Source organism: Methanosarcina spelaei, assembly GCF_002287235.1.
GTDB lineage: Archaea > Halobacteriota > Methanosarcinia > Methanosarcinales > Methanosarcinaceae > Methanosarcina > Methanosarcina spelaei.
This window is the reverse complement of record NZ_LMVP01000013.1, coordinates 32,582-50,859: the sequence shown is the minus strand read 5'-3', so window position 1 is coordinate 50,859 and position 18,278 is coordinate 32,582. Positions and strand designations below refer to the sequence as shown.

General features: G+C 44.5%; 19 protein-coding genes. 9 read left to right on the top strand and 10 right to left on the bottom strand.

Going from position 1 to position 18,278, the window contains the following annotated elements; genetic code table 11:
* The first annotated feature begins 949 nt into the window (after positions 1 to 949).
* From ASJ81_RS01460 to ftsY, 9 genes are all read left to right on the top strand, one after another.
* Positions 950 to 1,399 carry a 30S ribosomal protein S19e gene (locus ASJ81_RS01460; RefSeq protein ID WP_095642919.1) on the top strand — a complete coding sequence of 150 codons (450 nt, stop codon included), beginning with the start codon at positions 950 to 952 and terminating at the stop codon, positions 1,397 to 1,399.
* Positions 1,400 to 1,534: 135 nt separating this feature from the next.
* The gene (locus ASJ81_RS01455; protein WP_095642918.1) at positions 1,535 to 1,903 is read left to right on the top strand and encodes a DNA-binding protein; all 369 of its coding nucleotides are present in this window, start codon (positions 1,535 to 1,537) and stop codon (positions 1,901 to 1,903) included.
* 5 nt (positions 1,904 to 1,908) lie between these two features.
* On the top strand, positions 1,909 to 2,520 hold the full coding sequence (locus tag ASJ81_RS01450) for a DUF7411 family protein (RefSeq protein ID WP_095642917.1): 612 nt from the start codon (positions 1,909 to 1,911) through the stop codon (positions 2,518 to 2,520).
* 272 nt (positions 2,521 to 2,792) lie between these two features.
* Positions 2,793 to 2,948, top strand: coding sequence for a 50S ribosomal protein L39e (locus ASJ81_RS01440; protein WP_080942342.1), 156 nt, complete (start codon positions 2,793 to 2,795; stop codon positions 2,946 to 2,948).
* Between the two features lie 18 nt (positions 2,949 to 2,966).
* Entirely contained in the window at positions 2,967 to 3,236 is a 270-nt protein-coding gene (locus ASJ81_RS01435) for a 50S ribosomal protein L31e (protein ID WP_095642915.1), read from the top strand.
* Between the two features lie 32 nt (positions 3,237 to 3,268).
* Entirely contained in the window at positions 3,269 to 3,928 is a 660-nt protein-coding gene (locus ASJ81_RS01430) for a translation initiation factor IF-6 (protein WP_095642914.1), read from the top strand.
* A gap of 49 nt (positions 3,929 to 3,977) precedes the next feature.
* Positions 3,978 to 4,154: a 50S ribosomal protein L18Ae gene (rpl18a, locus tag ASJ81_RS01425; RefSeq protein ID WP_048109172.1), complete on the top strand. Its 177-nt coding sequence runs from the start codon at positions 3,978 to 3,980 to the stop codon at positions 4,152 to 4,154.
* A gap of 5 nt (positions 4,155 to 4,159) precedes the next feature.
* The gene (pfdA, locus tag ASJ81_RS01420; RefSeq protein WP_095642912.1) at positions 4,160 to 4,594 is read left to right on the top strand and encodes a prefoldin subunit alpha; all 435 of its coding nucleotides are present in this window, start codon (positions 4,160 to 4,162) and stop codon (positions 4,592 to 4,594) included.
* A 109-nt stretch (positions 4,595 to 4,703) separates the two neighbouring features.
* Positions 4,704 to 5,933 carry a signal recognition particle-docking protein FtsY gene (ftsY, locus tag ASJ81_RS01415; protein WP_095642911.1) on the top strand — a complete coding sequence of 410 codons (1,230 nt, stop codon included), beginning with the start codon at positions 4,704 to 4,706 and terminating at the stop codon, positions 5,931 to 5,933.
* A 152-nt stretch (positions 5,934 to 6,085) separates the two neighbouring features.
* On the opposite strand, the gene ASJ81_RS22010 is transcribed toward ftsY, so the two are convergent.
* From ASJ81_RS22010 to ASJ81_RS01370, 10 genes are all read right to left on the bottom strand, one after another.
* Positions 6,086 to 6,274, bottom strand: a complete 189-nt coding sequence (locus tag ASJ81_RS22010; protein ID WP_141241557.1) for a hypothetical protein — start codon at positions 6,272 to 6,274, stop codon at positions 6,086 to 6,088.
* A 503-nt stretch (positions 6,275 to 6,777) separates the two neighbouring features.
* Positions 6,778 to 7,923, bottom strand: coding sequence for an ABC transporter substrate-binding protein (locus tag ASJ81_RS01410; RefSeq protein WP_095642910.1), 1,146 nt, complete (start codon positions 7,921 to 7,923; stop codon positions 6,778 to 6,780).
* Positions 7,924 to 8,105: 182 nt separating this feature from the next.
* Positions 8,106 to 8,858: a class I SAM-dependent methyltransferase gene (locus tag ASJ81_RS01405; protein WP_095642909.1), complete on the bottom strand. Its 753-nt coding sequence runs from the start codon at positions 8,856 to 8,858 to the stop codon at positions 8,106 to 8,108.
* 15 nt (positions 8,859 to 8,873) lie between these two features.
* Positions 8,874 to 9,653 carry a class I SAM-dependent methyltransferase gene (locus tag ASJ81_RS01400; protein ID WP_095642922.1) on the bottom strand — a complete coding sequence of 260 codons (780 nt, stop codon included), beginning with the start codon at positions 9,651 to 9,653 and terminating at the stop codon, positions 8,874 to 8,876.
* A gap of 2 nt (positions 9,654 to 9,655) precedes the next feature.
* Positions 9,656 to 10,453 (bottom strand): ABC transporter ATP-binding protein, encoded by a 798-nt coding sequence (locus ASJ81_RS01395; RefSeq protein ID WP_095642908.1) that lies wholly within the window; start codon positions 10,451 to 10,453, stop codon positions 9,656 to 9,658.
* Entirely contained in the window at positions 10,450 to 11,493 is a 1,044-nt protein-coding gene (locus ASJ81_RS01390) for a FecCD family ABC transporter permease (RefSeq protein ID WP_095642907.1), read from the bottom strand. Before ASJ81_RS01390 ends, ASJ81_RS01395 begins: the two co-directional genes overlap by 4 nt.
* A 27-nt stretch (positions 11,494 to 11,520) precedes the next feature.
* Positions 11,521 to 12,675, bottom strand: a complete 1,155-nt coding sequence (locus ASJ81_RS01385) for an ABC transporter substrate-binding protein (RefSeq protein ID WP_245859687.1) — start codon at positions 12,673 to 12,675, stop codon at positions 11,521 to 11,523.
* 41 nt (positions 12,676 to 12,716) lie between these two features.
* Positions 12,717 to 13,868: an ABC transporter substrate-binding protein gene (locus tag ASJ81_RS01380; protein WP_095642905.1), complete on the bottom strand. Its 1,152-nt coding sequence runs from the start codon at positions 13,866 to 13,868 to the stop codon at positions 12,717 to 12,719.
* Between the two features lie 300 nt (positions 13,869 to 14,168).
* Positions 14,169 to 16,028: an ABC transporter ATP-binding protein gene (locus ASJ81_RS01375; RefSeq protein WP_170943138.1), complete on the bottom strand. Its 1,860-nt coding sequence runs from the start codon at positions 16,026 to 16,028 to the stop codon at positions 14,169 to 14,171.
* Positions 16,025 to 17,836, bottom strand: a complete 1,812-nt coding sequence (locus ASJ81_RS01370) for an ABC transporter ATP-binding protein/permease (protein WP_095642903.1) — start codon at positions 17,834 to 17,836, stop codon at positions 16,025 to 16,027. The genes ASJ81_RS01375 and ASJ81_RS01370 overlap by 4 nt, the downstream gene beginning before the upstream one ends.
* Positions 17,837 to 18,278 lie beyond the last annotated feature (442 nt).

The following is an 18,278-nucleotide window of genomic DNA, read 5'->3' as shown; positions in this document are numbered from 1 at the left end:
TAAGCTATTTTGATAAAAGTTTCACTTTAGAAAGTAGCGGAGCGTATTGATTTTAGATAAAATATTCAAAAAAAATATCTAATGAATAAACAAATTCTTTGGCAAAAATGCCAAAGAATTTGTTTTTCAAGATTATTGCAGCTTTTTGAGGTAGTTAGCAGAGAAAATTGTAGGTTTGAGGAAAGAACAATAAGAGAAATCACTAGATTATGGAATTGTGTCTTATAGGCCTCAAAAAGATAAAGAATAGTCAGATATGTAGGTTCATGGCTTGATTAATCCGAAAGCTATAGAAGCATCGAAGGAAAAAATGGAGAAAGTTCTGATAATGTCCCCATGAAATCAATCACCTACACACAATGTAAATCAAAAATTCATGGCAAAATACAATCATAAATGAATTTTCCGGCCTATAAATATCGGAATAAGTTAACTGTTTAACAAGAAAATTGATAAAATATATTTTAATTCTCCTCTATCTCATCAACAAATTAAGTTTAGCTTCCTGTTCAGCTTCCGGAATAAGTTCATCAAGCATTTATCTATGAGTTCACAAAATGCTTTTATAGCTTGAAAGTAATTACGCTGGATGTTCGTACTTGCGTCAATCGACAAGAGCCAATTCAATACAATTTGATCGTTTTTCAGTTTGAAGCTTTTCATACTATAAATCAGCTGATCGATTGTATATGAATACCTGAACACAGTAATTGATAAATATATCAACCTCCTTCCAGTTTAAACTAAAATCATATTTACCGGCTTATCGGGCCTGAAAGCCCAAATCATAAGAGTCCGCAAATCCAGCTATAAAGATCGGAAAGGACCTCTCGAAAGAGAAAGAGTTACCTCGTTTCGGGAAAAGTAGATTTCTAGCAGCCAGGGGAGAAGAATCGGCACTATCTCTCAGGATCTGCAAAGACAACCTAATTCAGAAAAGGTGGCATGTATGACAACAGTATTTGATGTCCCTGCAATGGAACTTATCGAGAAGGTTGCAGGCATTCTTAAAGAAAATGAAACCGTCGTTCCCCCGGAGTGGGCAAAGAACGTAAAGACCGGGGTTCACAAAGAACTCCCTCCGAACAACGATGACTGGTGGTATATCAGAACCGCAGCGATCCTGAGAAAAATCTATACCGACGGGCCTATAGGAATTGAAAGGCTCAGATCAGTATACGGTGGAAAGAAGGACAACGGATCACAGCCGTCCCACAAAGCAAAAGGCAGCGGTTCGATTGCCAGAAAGGCAGTACAGCAGCTTGAAGCTGCAGGTTACCTGCAAAAAGTAAAGGACGGAAGAACGGTATCTGCAAGTGGACGCTCCATGCTTGACAATGCAGCTAATGAGCTCAGGCAAGAACTTGTTGAGAAGATCCCTGGACTTGCAAAATACTGAGAATTCCATCCGAAAGGGACCTGAAAAATTCTTAGGATTCCCTTTCAAATATCATAAATCTCAATCCAGATTATTGATCTTAATCCAGATATTATTAATCATAACCCAGATTGCTCCGGAAAACCGGTTTTTTAGATGATTGCCATGTCTACAATGGATGACGAACTCAACGAAATCCGAAAGAGACGGCTTGCAGAAATTCAGAAACAGCAGGCACAGAACCAACCGTCTGACATCCAGGCAGCTTACCAGCAGGAACAGGCAAAAGCTGAGATGGAAGCTCAGAAACAGGCTATCCTGAGGCAGATCCTTACTCCTGAAGCAAGAGAACGCCTTACAACTTTAAAGATGTCAAGACCGGCTCTTGGGGAACAGCTTGAGATGCAGCTGATCTCGCTTGCTCAGAGTGGAAGGCTTCCGTCTCAAATTAGTGACGAACAGCTCAAAAATCTCCTTATAAAGATGCAGCCAAAAAAACGTAAGACATCTATAACCAGAGTTTAAAAACAATGAGAATTTCGGTCCTGTTTAGCGGAGGCAAAGACAGTTCTCTCTCTGCCCTTTTAATGGAACCGTTTTTTGAGATAGAACTTGTAACCTTTAGTTTTGGCCTGCTACCCAATGGTGAGCTGGCAGAAAAAACTGCAAAAAGGTTAGGATTCCCACACAGGGTTCTTTCTCTGGAATGGGAGGTCCTTGAAAAGGCTTACGAGAAAATAATGAAAGACGGTTTCCCGAAAAGTGCTATTAATTATATTCACGAAAAAGCCGTAGAAACTCTTGCTTCGGATCCGGAAGTTAAATTCATTGCTGATGGAACCAGAAGGGATGATAGAGTTCCTGTACTTTCAATCTCACAGGTACGAAGTATCGAAGATCGATTGGGAGTTCAGTACATATGCCCTTTGAAGGGGTATGGCAAAAAAACGGTGAGTATTCTTGTAGAGCGTTATCTGAAAATTGAAGAAGGGCCGAGTGAAAACACTCAAAAAGCTGATTACGAAACCGAGCTAAGGGAGTTAATCAGGCAGAGAGACGGTAAGGAGAAGATAAAAGAACTATTTCCTTCCCATATCCAATCTCATGTGCTTTCCAGGAAAAACTGTAAGAGCAGGCCTTAAAATCATGAAGTCTTCCGGAAGGGGAAAATTCTGGAATAAAGATTTATACAATAATCGAGTTATATTCAACCCTGAGTTATATTCAACCCTTATACTGCTGCAGATTAACCAAGACCCTTATAAAACTTACCGGATATGGTTTCAAAAACTACTGCTTGACTGGCAGAGAAAAAATCTCGATATGCAAGGGTTAAAATCATCATCAACTAATTATCGGATATAATCGGAAATTAACAAAATTAAGTTATTTCAGGTCAACAGGTGTGATCCACTTGAGTCATAACATGAAAGGACAGAAAATACGCCTTGCAAAGGCACATAAACAGAACACACGTATTCCAGTGTGGGTTATTGTGAAAACTAATCGGAAGGTTGTGAGTCATCCCAGACGCAGGCACTGGAGAAGAAGAAGCCTGGATGTGAAGTAAGCGAGGAAGGTGGGAAAAATGGCTGACGACATGGTAAATGAGCAGATATATACTATCCCTCTAAGGACAGTAAGGAAAGTCCCTGCATGGAAAAGAGCAAACAGAGCAGTTATTGAAGTAAGAGGTTTTCTTGTAAGGCACATGAAAGTTGATTCTGTACAGGTCAAACTGGACAAATCAATCAATGAACGCCTCTGGGAAAAAGGCTGTGAAAAGCCTCCTCTTTCCATCAGGGTCAGAGCTGTAAAATTCGCAGATGGCGAGGTACAGGCAGAACTCGCCCAGTAAAATATACCAGAAGACGCGAAGCTTCAAAGAATATGATTCGAACAGTGGATATATACGACACCCCAATGATCGGGGTCTTTGCAACCTGCACAGAAGATGTTGTTCTTGTTCCAACCGGAACAAAGCCCGAAACCTGTGCCGTACTTGAGGATTCGCTCGGTGCAAAGGTCATTGATACTCTTGTAAACGGAAGCGTTGTTATTGGAGCTCTTTCCAGAGGGAACTCAAACGGTTTCCTTTTTTCACACGGGACCGATACCAGGGAAATAAAAGAACTGACAGGAGTTAAGGCTGAGATCCTTCCGGGCAGGCTGAATGCAGTAGGAAACATCGTACTTGCAAACGATTCCGCAGCCCTTGTCCATCCCGAACTGTCAGACAAGGCTATTGAGGTAATTGCCAGTACCCTTAAAGTAGAAGTTTACAGAGGAACAATTGCCGGGATAAAGAACGTAGGGATGGCAGGAGTTGTCACCAACAAAGGGCTTCTGGTGCACCCGAAAGTGACAGCATCGGAAAGAGAAATTCTGGAAAAGATATTTGAGCTTCCTGTAAACATAGGAACTACGAACTTTGGAACTCAGATGCTCGGCTCAGGCCTGCTTGCGAATTCAAAGAATTATCTGGCAGGTTCAGACACTACAGGCCCCGAACTTGGAAGAATTGAAGAAGCCCTTGGATTCTTAGATTGATATTAATCCACCTGTTTCATAAAAAGTTACAGCAAGAGTGGTGACCAAGATGAAGAACTTTATTGTTAAAGGTAAATTTAAAGCAGGAAATTCCTGGGAAAAATTCACAAAGCAAATCGAAAGTCAGAATGAAAAGAACGCAACTGATAAGGTCTATTCTGTCTTCGGAAGCAAGCATGGGATTAAGAGGAGCCAGATCCAGATCGAAAGCATTGCTGAGGAGTGAAGGATATGGTAGAAGTCAGTGAAGAAGACATGAGAAATTTGGCAGCCAGGCACCAGGAGTTCCAGAGGCAGGCCGAAGGCTTAAGACAGCAGATGAACATGGTCCAGGCTTCCATTACAAGCTGCGACCAGACAATTGTAACCATCAACGAGCTTAAAACCGTTTCAGCTGAAGGTAAGATTGCCGAAACGATGGTACCTGTTGGATTTGGTTCATTCGTTTACGCCGAAATAAAAAACGCAGACAAGGTTATTGTGGATCTTGGAGCAGGCTTTAGCGCAGAAGAGACTGCTGATGAGGCCATTGAAACTCTGAAACGCCGTAAAGAGCAGCTTACGAAAATTCTCGAACAGATGAATGCTTCACTGACTAAATATATACAGGGTATGCAGGCTCTGGAATCTGAAGCTGCAAAGCTTCAGCAACCCAGCCAGGCCTGAAAAACCTGTCTCAGAAACAAAAGATGGAACTCAAAGCTGCATTTGAGAAAGAACTTTTTATTTTGACTTAACTACTATTTTTTATTGGCTTTTTTTGGAATGGGATCCTATGTTCAACAAATTCAAAGAGAAACTGGGGAATTTTAAAAAGGCGCTCAGCAAAACTATTGATGATAAAGCAGTAGACATCGAACCTGTACCTGAGGCTGAAGAAGATTTTGAAGAGGACATTGAGCCCATTCCTGAGGAAGAAGCTCTTGAAACGCTGACTGAAGAAGAAAGTTACGAAGCCAAACCTGTAACGGTTGCTTCTGCAACTGTTGAGACCGAAGATAGAAAAAAGGCTGAATACAGGAAAAAACTGGAAAATAGAAAAAAGGCGATCGAGAGCAAACCCGAAGAAGAAAACATACCTGAAGAAAAAAAGTCCTTTTTCAAAAAATTTTCAAATATAGGATTTACAAAGAAAGCAAAAGCCCTGGTCCTTAATAGAGAAGTTTATCTGGATAGTAAAGACCTGGAAGAGCCTCTCTGGGAACTTGAAATGGGACTTCTTGAAAGTGACCTTGCCTTATCGGTTTCCGAGGCAATTGTGGAATCAGTTAAAAAACAACTCACAGGTACTACAAAGCGCATTGGCGGCAATACCGGAGAGATTGTAGAGGAAGCCCTGAAAAAAGCCATCCTTGATGTGGTGTCTGCTAATACTTTTGACTTTGATGAGTATGTAAAAGACAAAGAAAAGCCTGTCCATATTGTATTTGTCGGAATTAACGGGACAGGAAAGACGACATCGATTGCAAAAATGACACACAGACTGCTCAAATCGGATTATTCCGTAGTCCTCGCTGCAGGAGACACTTTCAGAGCAGGTGCAATCGACCAGCTTGGGATCCATGCCGACAGGCTAGGAGTAAAAATGATAAAACATCAGCCTGGTGCTGATCCTGCTGCAGTTATTTACGATGCCGTGCAGTATGCAAAAGGTCATAAAATCGATTTTATACTTTCCGACACTGCAGGCCGAATGCATACTAACCTTAACCTCATGTCACAGATGGAAAAGATCTGCAGGGTAAGCACTCCTGACCTTATAATTTTCGTAGATGAAGCCGTGGCAGGGAATGATGCCGTTGAAAGGGCTGCGCAGTTTAATGATGCTGTGCCAATCGACGGGTCCATCCTGACAAAAATTGATGCCGATGCTAAAGGAGGAGCTGCAATATCCATTGCCTATATCACAGGCAAACCCATTCTCTTTTTCGGAATGGGGCAGGGTTATGAAGATTTAAAAAAGTTCGATCCCGAATGGTTTATAGGCCAGCTTTTTAACCAGTAAATCACTTCAATGTGGAGTTATTGACTGATAACAAATTTTTCATATCAAAGATGTGCAGGCGAATACTGTGTTGTAAACAACTGTGTATTTTCACGCCAGCACAACTTTGATTAACACAACTTCGATTAACACAACTTTGATTGTTCTGGAAATTATTTCAGGCCATAGATCACATAATACTCATACTTGTAGGCAATTTTATATCTGAGCGGCATATGTTTTTTCTGGATTCGTACCAGGTCTTCCAGTCCTATTGACCGCACGTCTTTAAACCCGACTTTTTCCATATATTTCCGGGTAGCCCAAAGACATCCTCTTTCACGTTGGGGGCAGCATGGCATTCATTTCCGAATTAAGCTGTATTTAGAGACATCATTTCTTTCGACAAGAAGTATCGTAATGTCGCAGATCTTTCGTCTCAGACGTGTTTCTAGGCTGCTATTATCCCATAAGCCATCTACGACTCTACTTTTCCTCCAGGCTTCAGCATATTACGCCAGTTTTCAAGGGCTTTTTCCGGATTCGGCAGTTTCCCAGAGCACGTACTGGGCAGTGAACCAAAGGTCACATCTCAAAGATGAGATTTTTTACATCTTTTCATAAGCCGGATGTTAGCTCCCTTTACCAGAGTTCTCTTACGGGATATGTCCATCATTCCTTCGCTAAAGTAGACCACCGTCACATCATGGCCTAACCATGCCAAATTCATGTCGATTATTCTGGTACTACTCGACATCCAAGACGTTTTTAGGACCTGGGACGACCTATGGTATACTATCTCCAATTTTCCAAATGTAAAGGGGACGGCAGGTTATCCAATATTGTATGTGTTTTCGAGGTTGTGCTACTCTTTTAATTCAAGCATCCAGTTTCCACTATAATCAATGGGCATGAACCTCTTGTGAAACTCCTTTATTCCGGCTTCCGGGTCTACATCACTGAACTCTTCAGGATAGAACCACTTGGCAAGTGCCTGGAGACCGGCAAAGCTGTAAATCCTGCTGTCGTATGTGTGAAAGATACTGTACACTTCTTGATTTTCTACGGCCTTCAGTGAGTCCCAACCTGGACGCTTTAGATATACCTTAAGGAGAGATCTAGATGAGTCTTTACTGGCATAGTACCCTAGTTTTATGCTATCTGGCGTCGTCACCCAATTGGAACCGGTAATGATGATAATGTCTGGATTAGCATCAATCAGAAACTCGGGAGTTACAGTCGCCGACTCAGAAGTAAAACTCTTAGCAATATTATCACCACCGGCTTTACTCACAATTGGACCCCAACCCAAACTGCTATATGTTCTACCATATTCAGAAGCACCCTTCCAACCACTTTCAATATAGACCCTGGGCTTGGTCTTATTGATCTTAGCAAGTCTTGAATACACAATGTTTGTCTGGTCATTGTAAAAATCTGTGATTTCCTTTGCCCTTTTTTCCTTGCCCAGCAGCTTGCCCAGCAGTGTAATACTCTTGGTTGAATTTTCAAGCGTGTTTTGATAAAAATCAGTAAAAACCACCGGGATGCCAGCCTGTTCAAATTTGTTCAAATCGTCTTTTGCCAGATCATAATCAAACATGGGTAATATGACCAGGTCGGGGTTCAATGAAATGATTTTTTCGATACTGAAATCTTGATTCCCATAGTAGCCAACTTCAGGTATATTTTTGATCTCCAGGTACTTTTCGCTAAATTTGTCGTAGGTGTCTTTATCAGATGTTCTAAGATCCGTACCCCAGCCAACTATTTTTTTGGAAAAGTTTTCTCCTTCGATAGCAGCAAATTCGTGAAGGTCTCTTGAACTACCTAGAACTACTCTTTCAGCTGGCACTTTAAGAGATACAGTTCTTCCCGCTAAATCTGTCACTATTATCGTATTATTTTCTGTCGGCGCCCTGGGAGAATCAGATAATAAAAATAAACCGGCAACTAACATAACAAAAATTATGAAAGTTATAACGATTACAATTGAATTATTTTTATTCATATCTGTACCTCTTGCCTGCTTCAGGTATAAGTTTCAATTGTATAAATATTTGGATTTTATGTAATACAATATTTGAATTTTGTTTATTTTTCCCCTATTTTTTGTCATTATACTGACAAATAATGAGATTTATTACTATTTTTTCATCAGTTAATGTTTATTCGCAAATTTGTCCTGAGATTTCATTTCAGGCCATAGATCACATAATACTCATACTTGTAGGCAATTTTATATCTGAGCGGCATATGTTTTTTCTGGATTCGTACCAGGTCTTCCAGTCCTATTGACCGCACGTCTTTAAGCCCGGCTTTTTCCATGTATTCCCTTGTCTTATCCAGGGATACTCCTTTTGCGTTGGGCAGGATAGCGTTTACTTCCGCAGTATAACTGTCTTTGGAAATATCGTTTCTTTCGACGATACGTATCATAACCTCACCGATCTTCCTTTTCAGGTGTGTCTCAAGGCGGCCGTCATCCCATAAGCAGTCTATGACGACTACTTTTCCTCCTGGTTTCAGCACCTTTCTCCAGCTTTTAAGGGCTTTTTCAGGATTCGGCAGCGTCCAGAGTACGTGCCGGGTCACGACTGCATCGAACTTCCCTTCGTTAAACTGAGGATTTTCCGCATCGCCTATCCTGAATTCTATGTCTCTAAGAGACTTAGATTTCGCTACAGAGAGCATTTTCTCGGACAGGTCTATACCCGTCACCTTATGACCCATATCCGCCAGTATCCTGCTCATCTCGCCCGTACCGCAGCCGACATCAAGAACGTTTAGATTTTCCCCTGGGATTACCTGTTTGAAAAGAACTTTCCAGGCTGCTGCCTCTTCATCGCTCTTCACCCCGTGGCCGTGATATGTATCGTAGCGCTGCGATGAATAGTCCCATCGCTTCGTGATTTCTTCCTTTATCTTGTTTTCATTAATTGACATAAAATGCCTCGAAGTTTACTTATTTTTTACCGCGATACCATGAATCATAAAAATGGGGTGATCATTGGCGTATTTTAAGTACCATGGTAACCTTTTCCGCTGTATATCCCGAATTATCTTCAAGTCAGTAACAGTGGTATCGACTAAGCCGGCCTTAGACATGTATTCCACGACCTGCTCTTTATCGACCCCATGCGGGTTTGGGAGGCTAACATTGATATCTTTCTTATAATCATAGGTGAAGGGATTTTTTCCGTATTTTATAAATCTGTAAATGTGGTAATTCACTGCGGATATACAGGGAAGTAGACCTTTTGTGATCCACTTGCCATCAATAATGACGATCCTGCCTCCTGGCTTTACGACTCTGACCCATTCTTTTACCGCTTTTTCCGGGTGAGACATAGTCCAGAGTACGTACCTGGCCGTGATGCAATCAAAAGTATCGTCCTCAAAGCTAAGGTTCTCAACATCCATTTCCATGAACCGGATATCCGCTCCCTTTGCCAGGGCCTTCTTCCGGGCTACATCCATCATTCCTTCACTAAAATCTACCGCAGTTACGCTATGCCCCAACTCTGCCAGGTACATTGCGATTATTCCGGTACCACTGCCAACATCCAGGATATTTTTAGGGTTCTGGCCGATCGCTCCTGATAATATATTTCTCCACATCTCGCTTTCCTCAGTCCCTCCACTCCCTGGAGCCGTATCGTAGAACTTGCTCCCATAATCCCAGTACTTCTTAACTCCTTCCTTGGTCCTGTCGAGTTTTAGTTTTCCCGATTCCGTCATAATCATCCCATTATAGCTTTTTTTATCCTGCATTTTCGCGTCGAATTGATTGGTATGACTTGCGGTATGCCTTCACCATCGAGCGTTACCCTTGCGTTGACCCCATACACTTTTCGAATCATTGCTTCGGTTATCACGGAAGCCGGGCTTCCCGATGCAACGACCTTACCTCCGTTCATCAATACGACATTGCCCGCATACCGGGCTGCCAGGTTGAGGTCGTGTAACGCTACTACGGTTGTCATTCCGTGATCTTCCGTGATGGTCTGAATCACGTCAAAAAGCTCGAGCTGCCTCTGGAGGTCAAGCGAGTTCGTTGGCTCGTCCATGAGGAGCACTTTGGGCTTTCGGATAATCGATTGGGCAATGGACACCATTTGCTTCTGCCCACCGCTGAGCTCGTTCATTGGACGCATCGCCAGTTCTTCAATCCCGAGCTTTTCAAGCGTGTCCATAGATGCAGACAGGTCCTCGTCATTTATCCTCCAGCCAAGCGAATTTATCCTTCCCAGCATTGTTGCCTCCAGCACAGTCATAACCGCACTTGTAGAGGATTCCTGGGGGAGGTAGCTAATGGCTTTTATGACCTCGTCCTTTCGATATTCCTTCAGGTCTTTTCCGTTGAAGATTATCGATCCTTCAGCTTTGAGTATCCCGCATATGCATTTTAGCAAAGTGGATTTTCCGACCGCATTCGGGCCTATGATCGCAGTGATCATTGGCTCGGCGACCATGTTTACGCTTTTTAATACCGGAGTGGAATTATATCCGAACTTGAGGTTTTTGATTTCCAGCTTCACCAGTATCCCCTCTTTTTAGATAGAAGGAGCCAGACGAAAAACGGTATGCCAATAAGTGATGTGAGTATCCCTATAGGGAATATGATTCCAGGGACTACGACTTTGCTGAGGACCGATGCGGTGGAGAGTATAAACGCCCCGGACAGGGCTGAAAAAGGTAAAAAGTACCGGTGGTCCTCACCTACGAGCATCCGTGCTATATGTGGTGCTACGAGACCGATGAACCCTATGGTGCCCACGAATGCTACTGCCGTGGACGTAAGAACCGAGACCAGGATCAATCCCTTTAGTCTCATCCTTTCGACGTTCACTCCAAGGCTTTTTGCCTTATCGTCGCCCAGCCTGAGAGCGGTGAGCTTCCAGACGTCTATGGCTAGCAGTGGTATGACCAGCAAAACAATTCCCACCGTAATACCCAGAGTAGTCCATGTGGTCTTGGTCAGGCTGCCGAAGAGCCAGAAAACTATGGCCTGGACTTGCTCCGGGTTCGCCGTATATTCAAGGAGCGCCAGCAGAGAGTCGAACAGGAACAGTACAGCAATGCCGGTAAGCACTATGGTTTCGGAGGTGGCTCGCTTGAACCTGGCAATGCCATATATTGCCATGCAGCTGATTAACGAGAACACGAATGCATTGACCGGCACGAATAAGGTATCTGCGAAAGGCAGCACTCCAACGCCGAACACGATAGCCAGCGCAGCACCAAACCCGGCTGCTGCGGATATTCCAAGCGTATAAGGGCTGGCCAGGGGGTTATCTAGAATAGTTTGCATGTTTGCGCCGGCAAGGCCTAAAGTTATTCCGGTCACAACCGCCATGAGGGCGACTGGCAGGCGGAAAGTCCAAACAATGACCTGGACCGATCTCTCGCTGTAGGCAGGGAAGAATATCGTCGAAATGACCTCTTTTGCCGATAAAGAAGCCGGCCCTGTCATAATGTCGAGGATAAAAGTGAGAAAGATCGCTACCAAAATAGAGAGGAGAAATAAATATTTCCTCCCCATCATTTTTCTGTATGCCTCTTTTGATTTAACGTTCATCCTGAGCCCTACTTTTCAAGTCCGCTGTTAATAATAGCTGTACATGAACGTCCCGTCGTATTCAATAGGCATGAACTTTTCATGGTATTCCCGAATAGTAGCATTGGGGTCGATATCCTTGAATTCCTCCGGATAGAACCATTTTGCAAAAGCTTCCAGCGCCACGAAATTATAGATGCTGAAGCAGTATCCATGATAAATGCCGTACACATTGCGGTTCTTGACGGCATTGATCGTGTTCCATCCCGGACGTGCAACATATGCATCCATAGTACTCTTTGTATCTGCAGCAGTTGAGGTATATCCCATCCTGATCGATCCCGGTGTTGACCAGTTCCGGCCTGTCAATATTATAATATCCGGACTCTGGTTGACAAGGAATTCAGGGCTAATCGCTTTGCTGGTATTTCCTAATAAAGTCTCAGCAATGTTGTCTCCACCCGCTTTCTTTACAATCGATCCCCATCCGACATCTCCCTCGGTTATCCCGTATGTCTCCGGGCCATTGTATCCTGTCTCTATATATACACCGGGCTTCGGTCCGTCACTCTTCGCCAGGCGTGAATAGACCGTGTTTACATGCTGGTCATAAAAATCGACAATATCCTTTGCCCTTTGTTCTTTCCCAAGTATCTGACCAAGCAGCAGCATACTTTTTGTGGAGTTGACCATCGGATCCATATAGAAATCCACGAAAACAACCGGGATACCTGCCTGTTCCAGCCTGGCCAGGGCTTCTTTCGTAGCGTCTCCGCTCCACATAAATTCCCAGTTATGCATGATGACAACATCAGGATTTAACGCAATCACCTTTTCAACACTGAATGTATTGTCATCGAGGGAGCCTACATTTGGGATATCGGCCAGCTCTGGATATTTCTCTACAAATTTTACGTATCCGTCGCCGGCGTTGTCCTTGAAATCGTTATCCCATCCGACGATCTTGTCGACAATTCCGGCTCCATCTATAGCGGCCAGTTCATGTGTTTTCGATGATTCCATCAGGACAATTCGTTCAACCGGCGCTTTTACAGTAACCGATCTTCCCTCCATATCCGTAACGGTAATCGTTTTCGTCTGGTCTTCAGTGCCGCTTTTTGTGACACAACCCGGAACGGTAAAAGCCATAAAGATAACTAATACGCTTGCCAGGATTGCCAACATAGTAAATCTTTCACGCACCCAATTCCTCCAGTATTTTTTCTCTCAGCTCCCGGCATCAATTAATAGTTGTACACCAGCGTACCGCTATAATCTATAGGCATGAACTTCCTGTGATATTCCTTGAGCGTCTCAGCAGGGTCCACGTCCTTGAACTCTTCGGGGTAGAACCATTTGGCGAATGCTTCCAGTGCAACGAAGTTAAATATGTCCGTGCAATAGCCGTGGTATATGCCGTATACCTTCTGATTCTCTACTGCATTTATCGTATCCCACCCTGGACGGTTGACGAATGGCGTCATCGTGCTCTTTGTTACGTTAGATGTAGAAGTATAGCCCATCCTGAGTGATCCTGGCGTAGACCAGTTCCTACCGGTCAATATGATAATATCCGGACTCTGGTTGACCAGATACTCCGAGCTAAGAGCCTTGCTTTTGTTGAGTAAAATCGGCTCTGCAATGTTGTCTCCACCAGCTTTCTTTACGATAGCTCCCCATGCCACATCCCCGTAAGATATACCGTAAGTATCCGGGCCTTTATATGCGCATTCGATGTAAACGGTAGGTTTCTTTCCCTGTATTTTTTCCAGGCGAGAATATATGCTGTTGACTTTCTCATCATAATAGTCAACTATCTCCTGTGCTCTCTGTTCTTTGCTCGTGATCTTTCCAAGCAACTGCATACTCTTTGTTGAATTAGTCATGGGGTCCATATAGAAGTCTAAAAATACTACGGGAATGCCGGCCTGGTCCAGCCTGGCCAGTGCCTCTTTTGTGGCGTCCCCATCCCACATGAACTCCCAGTCGTGCATGATGACGACGTCAGGATTTAACGCGACTACTTTTTCAATATTAAAAGTATTATCATCCAGGGAGCCCACATCAGGTATTTCGGCCATCGACGGATATTTTTCCACGTATTTTTCATATATGTCGCCGGAATTATCCCTGAGGTTATTATCCCAGCCAACAATCTTGCTATCAAAACCCTCACCATAGACCGATGAAAATTCGGCCGTACACGTCGAGTCCATCAGTACAAGGCGCTCCACCGGATATTTTAATGTCACCGATCTTCCAGCCATGTCCGTAACAGTAATCGTTTTTGCCTGGTCCCCTGTGCCACCTTTCGTGACACAGCCCGAAACTGAAAATGTCAAAAAAACGACCAATATGATCGTAAGTATAGGGATTGTTGTTAAATTATTGCGCATGTTGACCTCTACTATTCAAATTATATCGGGGCTGGACCACTTTCAGATAAACTAAAACGGAGTTTACTATCAGGGTCCATCACTAATTTCACAGCCATCTGTAATTTAGTAATTATATATTACTCAGTAGATTATTTAACGTGCTAATAATTTTATAAATTGTGTTACTTTATATTCAGCACCAAATATTTCATATTAAAACACGCTGAAATTTCAAAATAACATATTTTTCGTTCGTAATATATTACGAACGAAGAGGGAAAGAAAATCCACTGCAGTCCAGAGAAATCCATGCCCATCTTAAGGTGTGGCTCTCTGCACGGTCATCTTTGTGGTCGTCTGTGTGGTCGTCTTGTGATCCATCTGTGTGGTCATCTTGTGGTCCATCTGTGTGATTATCTGTGCAGCCATTAGTCGGCTGAAAGCGCCATTAGCAGCGATCAGCTCATCGAATGTGCCATTTTCCTCGACTTTCCCATTTGCTAGCATTATCACCCGGTCTGCAGATCGAATCGTTGAAGGTCTATGTGCTACGATCAGCGTTGTGCGTCCTGCCGATATTTCCTTGATCGCTTTTCGGACATTGACCTCCGATTCGGTGTCCAGGCTGGAGACCGCTTCGTCCATGATCAGGATATGGGCGTTTTTCAGAAATGCCCTGGCTATTGCGATTCTCTGGCGCTGGCCACCGGAAAGTGTCGTGCCTCGCTCCCCCAGTACAGTGTCCCACTTATCAGGCAAAGCCTCTATGAAATCGAGAGCGAAGGCCCGGCGAGCCGCGTCTTTTATTTCGGTTTCCGTAGCGTCGCTTCTACCAATGCGGATGTTTTCCTTCACTGACATATTGAACAGATAAACATCCTGAGGCACATAGGCGATCATATCCCTGAGGTACTCCTGGGGAAACTCGAGCAGATCATGTCCGTCGATCCTTACCGAGCCTTCGGCAGGGTCCCATAGCCTGAGTAGCAGATAAGTGCAGGTTGACTTTCCCGCACCCGACGGTCCGACCAGCGCAACCGTCTCACCCGGTGATACCTTCAGGTTCACACCTTTCAGTACCTCGGGTAGTTCAGCGCCATACCTGAACCGTACGTCTTCGAAGCAGACCTCTGGAGTGATAGGCCCTTCGGGAGGGGCAGAAACCCGATCGACGACTGAAGGCTGAGTGTTCATGATGCCAAATACCCGATCGGTTGCTGCCGCAGTCTGGCTGAGCTGTCTAGCGATGTTCAGCAAGTGCATAACAGGCGAGAATGCCATTGCAGTAAGGACTGCTGCCACAGGGTACAGTGCAACGTCCATGTAGCCCATGATAGAGAGCCAACCTCCCAGTGCTACGGTGACAACCATCCCTCCCGCCAGCAGCGCATCGCCTGCCCCGCGTTCCATGCCGCTGCGGCTCTCATAGGCTACATAAGTGTCAGAGTACTTTTGCTGACTGGCATCGAGACGGTTCATCGACAGTTTTACGGCTCCGAAAGCCACAACTTCCCGCATTCCCTGGATGTAGTCTATAACATCCGCACTCATTGTCCCTGCTGATTCCCTATGGGCTTTACCCTGAGCTTCAGCCCGGCGAGCGAACCAGTCTGGAACCGTTATCGCGGCTATTAAAAACGGGGCAAGTGCTATCATCAGGCTCCAATGGATAAGCCCGAGGAAGATTAATGCCAGAGGCGTCACTACGATCGCCTGTAAAAACTCGGGAAGTGTGTGAGCAATGTATAGCTCCAGAAGGTTGACGTCAGAGAGGGCAGACCGGGCAAGGTTGCCGGAACGTTGCTTGATCACGTATGCAGGGGCAAGCTCGTCCAGTTTTTGATATAATGCCTTGCGAATCTCAGCCAGTGACCGAAATGCGATAACATGAGCCCAGTAAGTATTGAGGTTGGATAAACCGAATTGAGTAACAGTAAACAGGAGCAATAGCCCGATTGTTGGCCACAGGTCGATAACGGAGACTCCGGTGATTACCGACCCTACAAGATAAGCTCCTGTGATTGCCGACAGGATACCAAGCACCTGAATCACAATGCTGGCAATTTTCACTTTCCAGAGGTCCATATGATAGCTGGTCAACAGCCGGTCAATGACCCTCACTTTTCGAAATACTTGCCCTACAGGCAGATCAAAGTGCGTACTATGTTCATGGCTCATATGCATGCCTCCTCAGCCCTGACCAGAGCACTGTAATTTCCTTTATAGCCTACCAGTTCCGAATGCGTACCCGCTTCAGCCAGACGGCCTTTTTCCAGCACATAGATTCGGTCGGCGTCTCTAGCTGCCAGAAGGCGGTGCGAGATGATCAGGGTAGTCCTGTTACGGGCTAACCCGGCTATTGTTTTGCGAATCAACGCTTCATTAGCAACATCTACGCTGGATGTTGCCTCGTCCAGAATGAGGATGGGGGCGTCTTTCAGGAAAGCCCGAGCTATGGCAATGCGCTGCCGTTCTCCTCCGGATAACCGTACTCCCCTTTCTCCTATCAGGGTATCGTAGCCTTGCGGGAGGGCTGTTATGAATTTGTGCGCTGCAGCGGCCCGAGCAGCCTGCTCAAGTTCTTCCTGTGAGGCCGTCGGCTTTGCCATCAACAGATTCTCACGTACAGTACCGTGGAACAGGAACATGTCCTGGGACACAATCGAGTACATAGCATGTAATTCATCTGCCGGGATAAACCGTACATCTTCGCCGCCTAGTCGGACAAAACCAGCCTGAGGATCGAAAAATCTCATCAGGAGGGCAGTTACTGTCGTTTTACCGCTTCCGGAACGGCCTACCAGTGCTACTTTCTCACCAGGACTGACCGAAAAGGAAAGGTTGTCTATGGCAGGAGCGTCAGTTTTTCGGTATCTGAAAGTGACACCTTCAAAGGCAAAGGAGGGAGGAAAGGAGGTTGTGGGAGTCCTGGTTGACGCCACAGCGAGCGGAACTGCTTCCAGTATATCCAGTACGCCTTCGGCTGCTCCCATTCCGGTAAAGGAGAAATGTATAATCTGGCTTAAGTCAGTAACCGGACGGAGTGCTTCTCTCACCAGCAGCAGCACGAAAAGCAGGCCTTCTGCGGATATGGCACCTGCATCCATGCGGATGGCGCCTATAATGATAGCTACGGTACTGCAGATTGCAGTAACCAGCCCAGGAAGGATGCTCCACAGGATCTCATCCCGCAGAATACCGATTTCCGCATCGTACAGGTCATTTGTCCGCTGGTAGAGGATCTCACCCTGCTTCTGGCTGGCATTGAAAGACTTCAACGTAACAATGCCCTGGATATTATCCACGTACTCAGCGAACAGGCGAGGCATGGCGACAAACCAGATCCTTATTCCCTTTCCTACTCCCTTGTAGATGGCAATCGGCTGGATTAGCGCAGCAATCATCATAGCACCGATAACCAATCCGATAATTATGTCGACATGGAGCAGTATCGCCACAATCGAGACGCCGGCGACAATAGACACAATAACCTGGGGTAGGAAACGCCCGTAATAATTCTGCAGAGCTTCAGCTCCATCGACCAGCGTAGCCTGTATGACGCCGCTTTTCTGGGTAGAGACCCAACCCGGGCCAAGCTCGTACAACTTACGATACATTCGCCGCCGAAGAGACATGGCGATGCTGCTGGCAGTTTTGGCCGCGATACGATCGTTTTCCCGGATCATAGCCCATCGCAGGACTATGAGGAGCGCCACGGCGGCAAAGTACAGTTCGGAATTACGGAGCGATGCCCCAGCGAATACTCCGTTGAGTATGACTGCAATGAGCAGCCCCTGGACTATATAACTGAAAGAAATGAGAAGGCCAAGAATGATAACGCTCCGTAGCTTGCCGTACTCTCCGCGGCCGAGCTCAAGCACTCTGCGGTCGAACAGTTTCACTCTGTTCGACCCTGTTGTGATCGAGAGCCCACGCTTTGACTCAACTCGGGTATACTCGTTGACGACATCTGTTTTTTTTGACATATGATCTCTCTGTTAATAATTGCAATTTGGTATCAGTTGATAAAATTTTAGTTAGTTTTCGGGTTATTGCTTGCTTGAGAAAAGCCAATTCAACGAATTTTTTTAATACATTTGCTATAAAGAATATATAAATAACTTATTAATTAACATTAATAACAATATTTATAACATATTAATTTACTTTGAATGAGATTAGTAATTAAAAATAATATAAATATCATTGTTGTTAAGAAAGATAATATTCATTAGTCAAATAAGAATGTATAAATATCAGGTCAAATAATATTAAAAAGATATAATAATAAAAATTAATTAAAAATGTGGTATTTTTAATAAATATACCAGTCAAGAAAGGTTAAAACGCCGACGACTGTTCTAAAAATCGAAATATGCTAATTGGAAAAATACGGAATTTTTCTTATGATAGTATCTGAAAAATAGC